Source organism: Anaerocolumna xylanovorans DSM 12503 (genome assembly GCF_900143645.1).
Lineage (GTDB): Bacteria > Bacillota > Clostridia > Lachnospirales > Lachnospiraceae > Anaerocolumna > Anaerocolumna xylanovorans.
In genome coordinates this window covers 565,806-580,322 of record NZ_FRFD01000003.1, presented here as the reverse complement: position 1 = coordinate 580,322, position 14,517 = coordinate 565,806, and the positions used below count along the sequence as shown (strand labels likewise).

11 protein-coding genes are annotated in these 14,517 nt (G+C 41.4%); 3 read left to right on the top strand and 8 right to left on the bottom strand.

From position 1 onward, the window contains the following. Window positions 1-23: 23 nt before the first annotated feature. Together BUF11_RS02590 and BUF11_RS02585 are read left to right on the top strand one after the other, a co-directional pair. Window positions 24-1,712: a methyl-accepting chemotaxis protein gene (locus tag BUF11_RS02590; RefSeq protein WP_073587229.1), complete on the top strand. Its 1,689-nt coding sequence runs from the start codon at window positions 24-26 to the stop codon at window positions 1,710-1,712. 316 nt (window positions 1,713-2,028) lie between these two features. Continuing rightward, window positions 2,029-4,341, top strand: a complete 2,313-nt coding sequence (locus BUF11_RS02585; protein WP_073587228.1) for a carbohydrate-binding module family 20 domain-containing protein — start codon at window positions 2,029-2,031, stop codon at window positions 4,339-4,341. 131 nt (window positions 4,342-4,472) lie between these two features. Here BUF11_RS02585 and arcC read toward each other — a convergent pair whose 3' ends face one another. The 4 genes from arcC to ptcA are packed head-to-tail and all read right to left on the bottom strand — an operon-like array spanning window position 4,473 to window position 9,003. After that, the gene (gene arcC / locus BUF11_RS02580; protein WP_073587227.1) at window positions 4,473-5,408 is read right to left on the bottom strand and encodes a carbamate kinase; all 936 of its coding nucleotides are present in this window, start codon (window positions 5,406-5,408) and stop codon (window positions 4,473-4,475) included. Window positions 5,409-5,466: 58 nt separating this feature from the next. Next, entirely contained in the window at window positions 5,467-6,561 is a 1,095-nt protein-coding gene (aguA, locus tag BUF11_RS02575) for an agmatine deiminase (protein WP_073587226.1), read from the bottom strand. Between the two features lie 28 nt (window positions 6,562-6,589). Then, window positions 6,590-7,957, bottom strand: coding sequence for an APC family permease (locus tag BUF11_RS02570; protein ID WP_139243243.1), 1,368 nt, complete (start codon window positions 7,955-7,957; stop codon window positions 6,590-6,592). A gap of 23 nt (window positions 7,958-7,980) precedes the next feature. Next, complete coding sequence (gene ptcA / locus BUF11_RS02565) at window positions 7,981-9,003, bottom strand: putrescine carbamoyltransferase (protein ID WP_073587225.1); 1,023 nt, start codon at window positions 9,001-9,003, stop codon at window positions 7,981-7,983. 312 nt (window positions 9,004-9,315) lie between these two features. Here ptcA and BUF11_RS02560 point away from each other — a divergent pair, with 312 nt between their 5' ends. Continuing rightward, entirely contained in the window at window positions 9,316-10,293 is a 978-nt protein-coding gene (locus BUF11_RS02560; RefSeq protein WP_073587224.1) for a helix-turn-helix transcriptional regulator, read from the top strand. 56 nt (window positions 10,294-10,349) lie between these two features. Here BUF11_RS02560 and BUF11_RS02555 read toward each other — a convergent pair whose 3' ends face one another. The 4 genes from BUF11_RS02555 to BUF11_RS02540 all read right to left on the bottom strand — a co-directional run bounded on the left by BUF11_RS02555 (window position 10,350) and on the right by BUF11_RS02540 (window position 14,131). Next, on the bottom strand, window positions 10,350-11,072 hold the full coding sequence (locus BUF11_RS02555) for a GntR family transcriptional regulator (RefSeq protein ID WP_073587223.1): 723 nt from the start codon (window positions 11,070-11,072) through the stop codon (window positions 10,350-10,352). 29 nt (window positions 11,073-11,101) lie between these two features. Then, the gene (frlD, locus tag BUF11_RS02550) at window positions 11,102-11,905 is read right to left on the bottom strand and encodes a fructoselysine 6-kinase (RefSeq protein WP_073587222.1); all 804 of its coding nucleotides are present in this window, start codon (window positions 11,903-11,905) and stop codon (window positions 11,102-11,104) included. A gap of 22 nt (window positions 11,906-11,927) precedes the next feature. Next, window positions 11,928-12,650 (bottom strand): GntR family transcriptional regulator, encoded by a 723-nt coding sequence (locus BUF11_RS02545; protein ID WP_073587221.1) that lies wholly within the window; start codon window positions 12,648-12,650, stop codon window positions 11,928-11,930. 134 nt (window positions 12,651-12,784) lie between these two features. Continuing rightward, window positions 12,785-14,131, bottom strand: a complete 1,347-nt coding sequence (locus tag BUF11_RS02540) for an amino acid permease (protein WP_073587220.1) — start codon at window positions 14,129-14,131, stop codon at window positions 12,785-12,787. Window positions 14,132-14,517 lie beyond the last annotated feature (386 nt).

Sequence of the window (14,517 nt, the reverse complement as noted above, 5' to 3'; positions counted from 1 at the left end):
AAAACATACTAAGGAGACATGATATGCGCTTAAAAATCAGTACCCGGTTAGCCAGCTCATTTACAGTAATCATTCTACTCATCCTTTTATTAAGCTATTTTGAAATTACAGGAATCAAAAGCATTAAGTCTGAATTTGATTCTGTAATAAACAAAAACACTCCGGTTGCCACTTATGTCCGGGAACTTAGTGCCGCCCAGTCGGAGCAAACGGCAGATATACGTGGTTATTTGCTTTACAGTGATGAAAAATATTCCGATTTGTTTCTTGATGCGGAATCAAAAATTAACGATATTTACAAAAACATCGAGCCATTACTGCAGACAAATGAATCAAAAGAATATCTGGACAAACTCAAACAATTGCATAGTGATTATTTTAATATTGCACAGACATCCATGAACTATAAGAAGGCAGGAAGTCAGGAGGAAGCACTAAAAACCGCAGAAAGCGCACTTACACCTGTTACTAACTTTAAAACCATATCGGAGGAATGGATAAAATTGGTAGACAATACCAATGACGACCATTTAAAAGCGGTTGAGAAGCACGAAGCCAAGCTTCTAAGCGGCAGTATAATAATCATCATTCTTGTAATCGTAATAAGTATAGCAGTGGCTCTTTTCCTGACCTTGACAATTGTAAGCCCTGTTAAAGCACTTACAAAAGCCGCAAATGATATCGCAGACGGTGATTTAACAGTACAAATACCGACAGTAAAGATAAAGGATGAAATAGAGGAATTGGCAGGCTCCTTCGCCGGAATGGCCGGCAATCTGCGCAATTTAATACGTCAGGTAAACGAAGCCGCATTAAATATGGTCTCTTCAGCCGAAGAAATATCTGCATCAACCGAAGAAGTCAGTAAAGCATCGGAGCAAATAGCTCAAACGGTAACCGATTTATCCATCGGTGCAAGTGAACAGGCTGTATCTACAGAGAAAGGGAATACAAAACTAAAACAGATTATTGATAATTTAAAAGTTGTTGTTAGTGATTTGCATAAATCCGAGAAATTAACCCAGGTTTCAAAAGAAGATGTTGCCAACGGTGAAAAATCCGTAGCATATCAGGAAAGTAAAATAACTGAAAATGTAGAATCTGTATTAAATATTTCAAAAGCGGTCAAAGAATTAGCGGAAAACTCCTCTGAAATAAGTCAGATTCTTGATGTTATCCGCGGCATTTCAGAACAGACAAACCTTTTGGCTTTAAATGCCGCTATTGAGGCTGCAAGAGCAGGGGAACACGGTAAGGGATTTGCAGTAGTATCAGAAGAAATCAGAAAACTGGCCGAGCAGTCAAGTTCATCTGTCAAAAGAATCGATACTATTATTAAAGAAGTACAGACAAGTGTCGAATCAACAGTGGCAGAAGTAAATAAAACAGAACTTCTTATGGATAAACAAAGCAAAGCAATGAGCGACACGGCAAAAGTATTTAATGATATATCCGGAGCAACAATAGAGATTGCCGATATTATTAAACAGATATATTATAATGCTGATATTCTAAGCAAGAATGCCGCGGAAGTTGAATCCGAAATCGAAAACGTAGCCAGTGTGGCCCAGCAGACCGCTGCCAGTACGGAGGAAGTATCTGCTTCCACAGAAGAACAGACCTCCGTTATTCAGCAGGTTGCCATATCAGCGGAAGATCTTACAAGGCTCGCAGAAGAGCTGCAAATGAGTGTCAGAAATTTTAAGATTTAATTGCTTCCTGCTCATAACTTAAATATAGGATAAAAATAACACCCTTTGACCTGATGCAAGCGGTGTTATTTTTATAGTCAAAAAACCTCTTATCAGTCAATAGTACCAAAAACAATGTTACATTTTATACCAATTTATATAATTGACAACTTATAACAGCCATGATACTCTAAAAATGGATTTGCGAAAATTTTCGAAAATTATTTTTCAGTTTGCGGTTCTCCCGGGAAAGGCTGTAAACAACTAAATCCAAAAGGAGAAGGTACTTATTAACTAATATCAAATCAAGGATTTGATATCCAAGAAAGGGGTCGAAATGAAAAAAAGGTCAAAATTATTTTGCAGCATGCTGCTGTTACTGACGCTTCTGTCCCAGCTTCTGGGCTTTACGCCTTTGAACCTGGCACCGGCTGACACGGCAATAATTGCTGCAGGCGCCGCTGCTTCCCCGGCAGCCGTATCTTCCGAATACGGTTTGCCCGGTACTACAGCAGACGGTGTTATTCTTCATGCATTTGACTGGTCTTTTAACACAATCAAAAACAATCTCGGGGCTATCGCAGAAGCAGGCTACAACACGGTTCAAACTTCCGTTGTACAGCCTTCCAAAGAAGATTCGGCAAGCATGTGGTACATGCTCTACCAGCCGATTGATTTTTCAGTCGGCAATCAGCTTGGCACGGAAGCAGATTTTCAGTCCCTCTGCCAGGAAGCGGATAAATACGGCATCAAGATTATTGTAGATGTTGTATGCAACCACACCGCAAATAACGGTTCCAGTCAGGAGATGTATCCCTCTGACAGGGTAAACGCGGCAATTAAGAACAATGCTAACTTCTGGCATACCTACAAGGGAAGTATCAACTATTCCGACAGATGGCAGGTAACCCATGGCTGTATCGGCCTGCCGGATCTTGCTACCGAAAACACAGATTTACAGAACAATTACATTATTCCTTTCTTAAAGAAACTGGTATCCGACGGAGCAGACGGTTTCCGATTTGATGCGGCAAAGCATATCGCCCTTCCGGAAGACAACGACAGCCCTGTTGACTATTTCTGGCCTAACGTACTGGCAGCAATAAAATCAACCGACAGTAACAGTTATGTTTACGGGGAAGTATTACAATCCGGGGATAAGGATATCTATGACGGCAAATACACCGATGCTTTCGAGGACTATGCTAAATACATAAATCTCACTGCGTCTTCCTTTGGTTACAGCATACGCAATGCCGTTAAGAACCATAATGTAGGGGAAGCCCTGTCCACAGATTACGGCGGCAGGGGCGTTGATCCGGGTAAGCTCGTAACCTGGGTAGAATCCCATGATACCTACTTAAATTCCGGCGGTGACTCCAGCAGCATGAGTAACTGGCAGATTGAAATGGGCTGGGCACTTGTCAGCGCACGTGCAAAAGGCACTCCTCTCTTCTTTGACCGCCCCACAGACGGTAAGGGGGCATCCGGCACCATAGGCAAAGCCGGTGATAATGAATGGAAAGACAATGAAGTGGTCGCCCTTAATAAATTCCACAATGCCATGGCAGGACAAAGTGAAACCTTAAGACAAATCAACAGTAATGTGCTGATAATCGACAGAGGAACAAAAGGTTCTGTCATACTTTCCCTGGATGGAAATACAACCTTTACTTCTCAGGCCACAAGTCTGGCAGACGGCACTTATACGGACAAAACCGGTATCAATGGAACATTTACCGTCCAAAGCGGTAAATTAAGCGGTACCATTAAGAGCGGTACCATCGCCGTACTGTATAACACAGGTTCTTCTAATCCTGTAATTACTGTAAGTCCGGACAGCACAGCCTTTTCCTCTGATACGCAGACAATTACGATGAGTTATTCCAATGCAGCCTCTGCAGCCTATTCATTAAACAACGGTACACCTGTGTCCTTTTCTTCTGGGACCTCCATTCAGATTGGCAGCGGTGATGCATACGGTACCAGCTATACTTTAACGGTAACCGCTTCTAACATCACCGGCAGCACCACAAAAGTCTGCACCTATGTAAAATCAGCGGCAAGCGGCTTTACTGTCCACTATTACAAACCATCCTCCTGGGGTACTCCTAACATATACTATTATGACGAAACCGTAACACCAAAGAAGGAAGGCGCCGCCTGGCCGGGAACTGCCATGACTTCTGAAGGGGACGGCTGGTATTCCTATACTATCTCCGGCTGGAATAAAGCTTATGTTATATTTAACAGCGGAAGCGTACAAATCCCCGCCTCCGGCCAGCCAGGCTACCTGGTAACCAAGAACTGCTGGATTAAAGATGGGGTTATGAATGATACCAAACCGTCGTCCTCCTTAATCCCTGTTACCTTTACCGTCAATAATGCCACCACTGCCTTGGGCCAAAATGTATACATTGCCGGTAATATAACAGAACTTGGCAACTGGGCTCCTGCCAATGCCGCCGGTCCGGCTTCCTGTCCTAATTACCCCACCTGGAAGCTTACCGTATCTCTTCCTGCCGGGAAAAGCATCGAATTCAAGGCAATAAAGAAGGATGGTAGCGGAAATGTGGTATGGCAAAGCGGTTCAAACAAGACCTACACGGTTCCGGCTTCCGGCACCGGTTCAGTATCCATCTCCTGGTAAAGAGATGACGTAATAAAAAAAGAGGCTATCGCGAAATACGAGATATATACCACCAGTTGGAAAAATTGCAGTTTACTAGTGCAATATATGGTATATAAATTCTATGTTGCGACAGCCTCTTTTATAGTTATCTAGACTATTCTCGTACCGCTTTTTCCTATCATGGCAAGAGGTGCCTTATCTAAGGATGCAATTACTGCTGTCCTTCCCTTCTTACTTTCTACAAAGGAAATAGCAGCTTCAACCTTCGGACGCATGCTTCCTGCTCCGAACTGCCCCTCCTTGCAGTATCTTTTTGCTTCTTCACAGGTCATTTCCATTAAATCTATTTGTTCCGGCGTTCCGAAATTAATTGCAACATAATCAACCGCTGTTAAGATGAACAGATAGTCTGCCTCCACCAGTTCGGCAAGCTTGGCAGAGGTATAATCTTTATCTATTACTGCCGGAACGCTTTCATAATCCCCGTTCTCATCCAAAATAACGGGGATTCCGCCGCTTCCGCAGGCAATAACAATAAATTCATGGTCCAGTAATTTTACGATAGAATCTCTTTCTACAATATCGATAGGCTTAGGAGAAGCAACCATCTGACGGTAACCTCTTCCGGAATCCTCTTTCATGAGTATACTCGGATCCTTTTCCATGATTTCCTTTGCTTCCTGTTCGGAATAAAAGCTGCCGATTGGTTTCCCTGGATTTAAAAAGGCAGGATCCTTCTTATCAACGATCATCTGGGTAACGACTGTTACCACCTGCCAGGGCATCCCCTGATTATGCAATTCCTTCTTTATTCCCTTCTGCAAATGGTAACCAATATATCCCTGGCTCATTGCGGTGCATTCGGGAAGCTTCATTTTTGCTACTCTTGGATTTCTTTCAGATGCAAAGTCAAAAGCAAGCTGAATCATACCAACCTGGGGACCGCTTCCATGGCTGATAATAATTTCGTGTCCCTGTGTGATTAAACCCACCAGCGGAGCCGCTGCATTTTCAATCATTTTCTGCTGCTCTTTGGGGGAATTGCCAAGAGCATTTCCACCTAGTGCAATTACGATTCTTGACATATATTCTTCTCCTGTTTTCTTACATATTTACCTTAGCTCTCCTTGTGTGAAATGCCTTTCATTTCACACAGGGTTGCTGCTGGGTAATACAATGGATATTTCCTCCGCCAAGAAGAATTTCCCTGGCATAAACACCCACTACCTTTCGGTCCGGGAAGCATTTCATAAGTGTCTCCCTGGCTTTTTCATCATTGGGATCATGAAAGCAGGGGAATACCACTCCGCCGTTTGCAATATAAAAGTTAGCATAAGAGGCGGCAAGCCTGTCTCCTTCCTGGCGGGGAAGGGTTCCGTCAATGGCATCTACCCCTTCGCTTTCCTCTTTTGATATCAGGATGTTAGACGGAAGAAGCAGTTTAATAATTTCTAACTTTCTTCCCCTGGCATCTGTTTCATTACTTAATACTTCATAAGCCTTCTGACAGATTTCATACTGCGGATCATCCTTATCCTCTGTCCATGCCAGAACAACTTTGCCCGGTGCAACATAATGTAAGATGTTATCGACATGGCCATTGGTTTCATCATGGTAAATTCCATAGGGCAGCCAGATTATCTTTTCCAGATTCAGATATTCTTTTAACGTATTTTCAATCTCTTCCTTCGTAAGTCCAGCATTTCTCCCTTCACTTAGAAGGCATTCCTCCGTTGTGATTAAAGTGCCTTCACCATCTACGTGAATGGAGCCGCCCTCCAGTACGAAATCATCTAAACGGTATCTGTCCTTATGCTCTATCTCACAAACCTTACGTGCAACATGGTCATCATTGGCCCAGGGGAAATATAATCCGTCCACCAATCCGCCCCATGCATTAAAGGTCCAGTCTACACCTCTTATTTCCCTGCCATTTGTTACAAACGTCGGACCGCAGTCACGAATCCAGGAATCGTCATTTGATATCTCTATCAATCTTACACATTCCGGCAGCATATGCCTTGCATTATCATATTGCATATTGCTTACGCATACGGTCACAGATTCAAACTCACTGATTGCCTTAGCAACCTCGGCAAAAACCTTTTGAGCCGGCTTACCCCCAAGCCTCCAGTTATCTGTGCGTTCCGGCCATATGATCCAACAGCCGTCATGGGGTTCAAATTCTCCCGGCATTCGAAATCCATCTTTCTTTGGAGTCGTCAATAATGTTTTCATGCAAACCCTCTCCTTCTATCTTACAAATCTACTTATTTTTCTTGTTTAACCGGATAATGATTTCTCCGATCATGATACATACAATAGAACCAATGGTAATGGGCAGTGTTCCCTCTAAGGCTTGTGCATCAAAGCTTAATGGCAATGCCAAAAAGACTAAAGCAATGATGATTAAAACCATCGGGGTGATTGCCAGAACCCTTAAAAATGCATTGTTTCCGCTAACCTTAAAGGGTCTTTCTGTATCGGGGTCAACCTTTCGAAGCTTTAAAAAAGCCGGGAAGATTGGCAGATAGGCCATTAAAAACATTACTAAGTTAAGTGCAAAGAAGCTCCAGAACAAATCCTGGTTAGGCAGCAGCGGAGATAACACAACAATAAGAGAGGCTACAATTCCGTTCATAATGGACGCGCCTGCCGGCATGTCGTTTTTCCTGCTTCTCTTTGCAAAAACCGCCGGCATATCGCCATTTAAAGCCGCATAGCTGGCAACGTTATTAACACCCAAAGACCATGAAACCATGTTTCCAAATAACGTTAAAAGAAATAAAACTGACATAACACCGATAAATATGCCTGTTGTTTTTCCGGTTAAAAGCTGAAGGCTTTCAATGAGTCCGCTGCTGGTACTAACCTCTTGTGTAGGAATAGCAACACCAATACCAAAAGCTGAAAAAATATAGATTGCTGCTATAATAATTCCTCCGACAATAATGGACTGGGGTATCTGCTTCTTGGGATTTTTCATAGTGTCAGCAAAGGTACATACTACTTCAAAGCCCAGAAAATTAAATAAAATAACAGAAATAAAAGATAAACTTTTAAGGTCAAAGGACGGCAATAAAGATGCAAACGTATATTCATTGGCAACACCTTTTGTAACTGCCCCGTATATTCCAAAGCCTCCTACAACCAAAGCTAAAAGGACTTTTATGATTGCTGCACCGTTTAAAATCCATACACTGTCACATACCGGGAAAAAGCTTATGAATACAATAATCCAGATAAAGACAAGTTCTATTAAAAGGCTGGGTACCAAGCCTATTTTCTGTCCCAATACTATCCCGATGATTTCCGGGAACATAACTGCCAGGGAAGCCATCCATAAAGGGAAATTAATCCAGTAATACCAGGAAGCTCTGCCCCCCCACTTTGCTCCAAAAGCTTTCTTTATCCAATCATATAATCCGCCTTCGCTGTTATAGGTGGTTCCAAGCTCGGAAGCAATTAAGCCATATGGCAGCAGGAAAGTTATGATCAGGAATATCCACCAGAAATACTGGGAATTTCCTATTGCTGCAACCGGAGCTGCCGCCTCTGCTACGAATACCACGCATATTACGGCTAATATAGCATCAAACAATCTAAATTTTTTCTTTCCGTCAATTTCTGACATCAGTATTCTCCCTTCCCTAGGAATTAGAGTGCTTTTTTAAGAAACACTTCTAAATCTGCTTTTGCCTTTGCCTGTTCTTCTTCATCCACGGGTTTGCTTGCCTTTCCTAAGAAATAAACCAGTAAACCTCTCATTGCTGTTAATCTGTTCTCTGCTTCATCAAAGCAAACGGAATATTCCGAATCGATTACTTCGTCTAAAACTTCCTCTCCTCTGCTTGCAGGCAGGCAATGCATGAATTTAACATGGGGCGCTGCCTTTTTCATCATGGCATCCGTAACCTGATATTTCGGATAGAAGATAGCCATTCTCTCTTCTTCGGAAAGCTCTGCATCATATAAACCATACCAAACATCGGTATAAACAAAATCTGCATCCTTTAAGGCTTCTTCTTCATTTTCTGTAATCAGGTAACTTCCGCCGGATACCTTGCAGTTTTCCTCGGCAATCTTTAAGTGGTTTTTCCTTAACTGATATCCTTCTGGTCCGAACTGAACGAACTTCATGCCTAACTTTGTTGTGATAAACATTAAAGAAGCACAAACCTGTGTAGCATCACCAACGAAAACCACTTTACAGTCTTCTAGCTTCTTGCCGGCAGGAAGGTGCTCTAACATCGTACAAACATCCCCTAACTCCTGTGTCGGATGGTTATAATCGGACATTCCGTTAATTACGGGAATGGTTGCATTTACTGCAAGGTCAACCACGCTCTTATGTCTGTCCACACGTGCCATTACAATATCTACCAATCTGGATATTACTCTGCTTGTATCCTCAATGGTCTCATGTCCGCCTAACTGTATCTGTCCGGGAGCTAAGTACTGGGCATGTCCGCCAAGCTGTCCCATTGCTGTTTCAAAAGAAATTCTTGTTCTTGTGGAAGACTGCTGAAAAATCATACCTAAGGTTTTATTTTTTAACAATTGAGGATAATAGCCAGCCTTCACACATCTCTTAATCTTTAAAGAAAGATTGATAATTTCCATCAGTTCTTCTTTTGTAAAGTCATTTGTGTCGATAAAATCTTTTTTGAATTTTTCCATACGTTAACTTCTCCTTCTCTTTATGAACTCTTAATTAATCTGGGGTTAAATTTTTTCCGGTCGACAGCAAGTGTCTTAGCGGCTCACTTAGATTCTCTGTCTGTCCCAACCGGATATCTAGACCATACTCCCCGTTTATCCACGTTGAAAAGGTAGATTTTTTTATATCTTTTGACTATTTTCCACATAAACTTCCCTAAACTTTTATGCTTTTTGCACAAATTTTGAGGCTTTTTTCATGGATTGGACCTTGCAATTTTCTCCCCCTTTCGCTATACTAGGCTCATACATTAACGGAGAGGTACATGTTGAATGGACATCATAATTTTTTTATACAACGTAGCATTACTTTTACTTTATGGAGTAGCGATGTTTTACAGCTTCATCGTTTTCCGTCTGAAAAAGTATCCATTCTGTCTATACTTAACGATCCTTTTTTTGTTCTATATCTTTGATAATACGGTAATCTACATGACTGAATTTCTGCATGACTTCTCTGTAGAATACGATGCTTCTTTTATGACAGTCCCGGCTTTTAAAACGGTTATCGTAATCGTGACATCCTATTGCCTTTTGAGAGCAAACAATCTTATATTCAGGAAATCCTTATCAACAACGGACCATGCTGTAATCATCCTGTTAAGTTTATGGGACCTGTTTGTTCCGCTGCTCCCGGACAGTGCCCTTATGGTATGGCTTTACTACCTTCCATACCAGCTTTTTACCTTATATTTAAGTACAGTTGGTCTGCTGACCATAAAAAAGGACAAAAAAATAACAGAAGAAATACCCTTCCTGAAGCATTATAAGAAAATACTCCTGTGTACTCTTCTGTTTTCGTTCTTCATTGTAATTGAAGATACAATAGTGATATTCAATTTTGATGTATATAAAACTCTTACCGTGAGAATTAATAACAGAAGCATCACGGAAGATATATTAAGTATTATTTATGCGGTATTCTTTATTTATCATTTATCAAAGGAATTGCAGGGATATACTCCCGTTCAGGCACCTGCCCTTGAAGAGCCCCCGTATAATACAGAAACAACCATTCCCATGGAACATGGCCATTTCTATCAATTTATCAAAACATATAATCTCACCACAAGAGAACAGGATATCCTAAAGTATCTTTTAGACGGTAAAAGTACGCAGGAAATCAGCGATATCCTATACATTTCCCTTGGAACGGTAAAAACCCATGTCCACAATATTTATCAAAAAACAAATGTTACAAAAAAAGGCCAGCTGATGGAATTATATAAAGATTTACCGGAAGACAAATAAAAAAACAGGTGCTGCTGCATTTAAATTGCTCTTGCAGCAGCACCTGTTTTTCTTATTTATTTATGGAACCGGACTGTAAAATCACACTTATCGCACCGGGTATAAGTACGTGCAAACTCAATCACCCGATTTTTATCATCGTAGCTGATACATTCAAATAGAAATACCGGCTGGGTCATATCAATTCCAAGCATCCTGGCATCATTCTGGTTTAGTTTTGCGATATCCAGGGTCTGATTTGCCTGCTTTAGTTTAATTCCGTAAAAATCATAGACTTCATAGATTGTAAAAACCGATAAATCAATCCCCGCAAGCTTTGGTACGATATAATGGGGAATATAAACCTCCTCTAAGGACATGGTTTCATTATCTGCGTAACAGATACGCTTTACATAATAAACATCCTCCTCCGGTTTAATTCCAAAAATCCGGGAATATTTATCCTCCGCCTTACGCATGGACTTGGAAACAATCTTTGTCTTTGGAATCTTGTTCTTATCCCTCATGGTCTGATTAAAACCGCCCAGATAATCCAAATCCCGGTCCATCTTATCTCCGACAACAAAGATACCTTTACCCTGCACGCGGATTAACAACCCTTCCTGCACCAGGGCATCAATGGCATTTCGCACCGTCAGCCGGTTGATTCCGTAGGTTTTTGCCAGCGCATTCTCGGAAGGAATTGCTGTACCCGGCAGATATTCTCCCTCTTCGATTTTGTTTCTCACCACTTCCCGAAGCTGCAAATAAATGGGTGACTGATAATCGATTTTACTCATCGTTTCATCATTTCCTTTACTGATATATTCTACCAGGCGCCTGTATACTGTAAGGTTACACTGCTGTTTCCTGCGCCCGCCTCCATACATTCCTCTATTGATTTACCAAGGAGGAGTCCCCTTAGAAAGCCTGCAATATAGCTGTCTCCGGCACCCATGGTATCTTTAACCTCACACTTGATAATTCCAAACTGATAAAAGCTATTTCCGTCATAGGCAATGCTTCCCTGCTCTCCAAGAGTCATAACTACAAGTTTTGGTCCCTTTTTATACATCTCTTTTAAAAAGTCACGGTTTTCCTTCGTATCTTTGTCATCGGAGGCAAAGAATGCATAATCCACCCAGGGAACCGCCTTTTCTACCACCGGATCCTCGAATTTCGTAGCAAAGTCAAAAGCAATGGGAGTGCCTTTTGCTTTTATTTTATATAAATCATTCTCAATCATACCCCATAAACCGGACACAACAATATCATGGCTGCAAAGAAATTCAATATCTTCTTGGGTTAATTTAAAATCCGCAAGAACACCCTCGTCATAATCTCCAAAGATACGTTCCCCATTCACCAGTTCCACCTGGGTTACTGCTGTTTTGCCAGGCAGTACCCGGATATGGGAGGTATCCACCCCTTTTTCCTTCAGGGCATTAATCATAATCTGTCCATATTCGTCGTCTCCGACTACTCCCGTATAGGAGGCATTCCCTCCCAGTCTTACGGAATAGACTGCCACATTAACCGGATTTCCTCCGGGAAATGCCTGGTTCAAGTTCTGATATGCGTCAATGCAGTTGTCTCCAACCGCAGCAATTTTTAATAGCTTTTCCTCGCTCATGGCTCGTCTCCTTATTAGGCGGTCACCTGGTCAGAACACTGGAAAAACGGATTTTATCCACTCTGGCGACCGACTTAAAGTATTCAATTGGTATTCCATCTGCATCTTTTACTACACCGGAAAGATTAAATAACGGTATTCCTTCCTCAATCTCTAAAAGACCCGCTTCACTTTCCGTGGCAAATGTAACACTCAACTTTTCTGTTCCTTCTGTTATAAGGGTGCCATAAACATTTTCAATTACATGGTACAGGGATTCCTTTTCCAAGTCGTGCTCCATCAGCTTCGGAAACCTATCATAATCCATGTGTGTGGTTTCAATCATAACCGGTTCATCATCCACAATACGCTTTCTTGTAATAACCAGCACCGGATGGCCAAGTTTAATACATAGCTGCTTGGATAACTGCTTGTTGCTCTCAATTACTTCCCTGCTAAGAAGAATAGTCTGTAAGGTCTTTCCTTCTTCCTTCACAGCAGCAGAAAATGGCTTTAAATCCTGCAGGTTCCTGTTCAGCTTCGGGTATGCAACAAAGGTTCCTGAACCTTTCCGGTTATATAATTTCCCTTCAAAAATCATCCCCTGAATCGCACCGCGAAGGGTCATTCGGTTAATTCCCCACATTTCGCTCATGTCGCGCTCACTGGGAAGTTTATCTCCCGGTTTTAGATTATGCTGTGCTAGATAGCCCTCAATTTTTTCTGCTGCCTCATCTCTGGGCCGATTGCGGTATTCCTGTAACACAACACATCACCTCTTTCGATATTGGTATATAACTTATAGAGATGATTATACCACATTGAAATGCTTATGACACCTTTTTTCTTCCAAATTTTTGTTTATTATTACTCCTTATTTCAGCCCATTCATTTTAATCATCACCGGGCAGCAGGTGAGACATTCTTTTTATTCTTCTTCTCCCAGTAATAATATACCGGAAGTCCTGTTGCAACTGCCACTACTGCACAGATGATGCCGGGAATGGGAGCCCAAAAGAAAGTGGATACAATTAAAGTACCTGTCATAAACATTGCGACACCTGCCATCAGATAGCCGGCGGGCATTTTCCATAAAGGGTTATAGCCCTGTTTCTTTCTTAATACAAATACGGTACCAAAGGTCATAAAGTTCTTGATTAATGCCACTAAAGTAAAATATCCCAAAAGAGAAGATAGAGAACTTGCAAATATTAATACGATAGCTACAGCACACTGTACAAGTATTGAAAAATAAGGTGTCTCCCACTTCGGATGAACCTTGGCAAAAGATTTAAAAAACAGACCGTCTTTTGCCATTGCATATTCAATACGGGGCTGGAACATGATACAGCTTGATAAGGAGCCAATGATTACTATAATAGCAACAATTGCTGTTAAGGTTCCGGCCGCTCCTCCGATTAAGGGGATTTTTGCTGCTGCTTCTGCAATAGGAGCACTGGATTGTGTCAATTTATCAAAAGGCAGGAGACCGGTTACAACAAAGCTTAAGCCAACATAAAGTAAAGTTACAACAGCTACGGAAAGGATTAATGCCCTTGGCATGGTTTTCTTGGGTTCTTTAATTTCACCGCACATATAGCACACAGCGCCCATGCCGTCAAAGGACCAGGTTGTAGCAGAAATGCCCGCCAGTAAAGCTGCGATACCAACAGGTGCTCCTATAATTGCAGGTGCTGTCAGGATGTCACCTTTTATATAGAAAATGCCTATCCCGATTAACAATGCAAAAGGTATAATCTTAAACGCTGTAATCAGGGTCTGAAATTTACTGCCGCCTTCAACGGAACGAAGGTGGATTAACATGAACACAAGTACCATGGCAACAGCAACAAGCTTAACTGTCAGAGTACTAAAGCCGGTAAAGAATGCCAGATAGTTTGCAATGGCAAGAGCCATAATAGAAATTGACGGGGGATCTGTTGCCCAGAAGCTGATCCAGCCGCAAAGGAAAGCAAGAGGTCTGGAGCCCGCTTCACGGAAATAAATATACTGTCCGCCGTCTTCCGGATAAGCAGTCGCTAACTCCGCATAGCACAGATTAGCCGGCAGGTTAATCAAGCCACCGATTAAAAATGATAATATTACAATGATACCGCAGCCGGCTGCACCTGCAACCTCACCGATTGAAGAGAATATTCCCGATCCAACTGCTGTACCTACACTTAATGCAATTGCCGCACCAAGTCCAAGCTTACGTCCAAGTTCTTCCTTTGGTTTGTTTGACATACTGTTTCCTCCCATTTAGTGGTGAACTAAAAACCGCCTTTTAGTCCATATGTTTTTGCTTTTCACAGTTTTACACCCAATATATAACCTTCTATCGTTTCCATACCACTTTGCATCTTTAATATACCACTTTTTTATAAAGTGGTCAATAAAAATATAGTACTTATATAGTTGCTTTTTATATATTTGTCATTATGCATAAATTTTTATTGTTATTTTATACAATATATCTCATAGATACAAAGAAATGATATGGTATTTTTCCTATTTCTCAATATTTACAAACTGTAGTTATCTTTTATAAATATTTTCATTTCAGATATATTATATATCTAATCATAATTTCATTACCAATTCATCATTTATATAAAGGAAAGAGTCTGGAA

What these genes read in the sequence shown, in the direction of transcription:
- BUF11_RS02590 (WP_073587229.1), top strand. Translation starts at nt 24, where the DNA reads ATGCGCTTAAAAATCAGTACCCGGTTAGCCAGCTCATTTACAGTAATC.
- arcC (WP_073587227.1), bottom strand. Translation starts at nt 5,408, where the DNA reads ATGTCAAGAATCGTAATTGCACTAGGTGGAAATGCTCTTGGCAATTCC.
- BUF11_RS02570 (WP_139243243.1), bottom strand. Translation starts at nt 7,957, where the DNA reads ATGTCAGAAATTGACGGAAAGAAAAAATTTAGATTGTTTGATGCTATA.
- ptcA (WP_073587225.1), bottom strand. Translation starts at nt 9,003, where the DNA reads ATGGAAAAATTCAAAAAAGATTTTATCGACACAAATGACTTTACAAAA.
- BUF11_RS02585 (WP_073587228.1), top strand. Translation starts at nt 2,029, where the DNA reads ATGAAAAAAAGGTCAAAATTATTTTGCAGCATGCTGCTGTTACTGACG.
- BUF11_RS02555 (WP_073587223.1), bottom strand. Translation starts at nt 11,072, where the DNA reads ATGAGTAAAATCGATTATCAGTCACCCATTTATTTGCAGCTTCGGGAA.
- frlD (WP_073587222.1), bottom strand. Translation starts at nt 11,905, where the DNA reads ATGAGCGAGGAAAAGCTATTAAAAATTGCTGCGGTTGGAGACAACTGC.
- BUF11_RS02560 (WP_073587224.1), top strand. Translation starts at nt 9,316, where the DNA reads ATGGACATCATAATTTTTTTATACAACGTAGCATTACTTTTACTTTAT.
- aguA (WP_073587226.1), bottom strand. Translation starts at nt 6,561, where the DNA reads ATGAAAACATTATTGACGACTCCAAAGAAAGATGGATTTCGAATGCCG.
- BUF11_RS02540 (WP_073587220.1), bottom strand. Translation starts at nt 14,131, where the DNA reads ATGTCAAACAAACCAAAGGAAGAACTTGGACGTAAGCTTGGACTTGGT.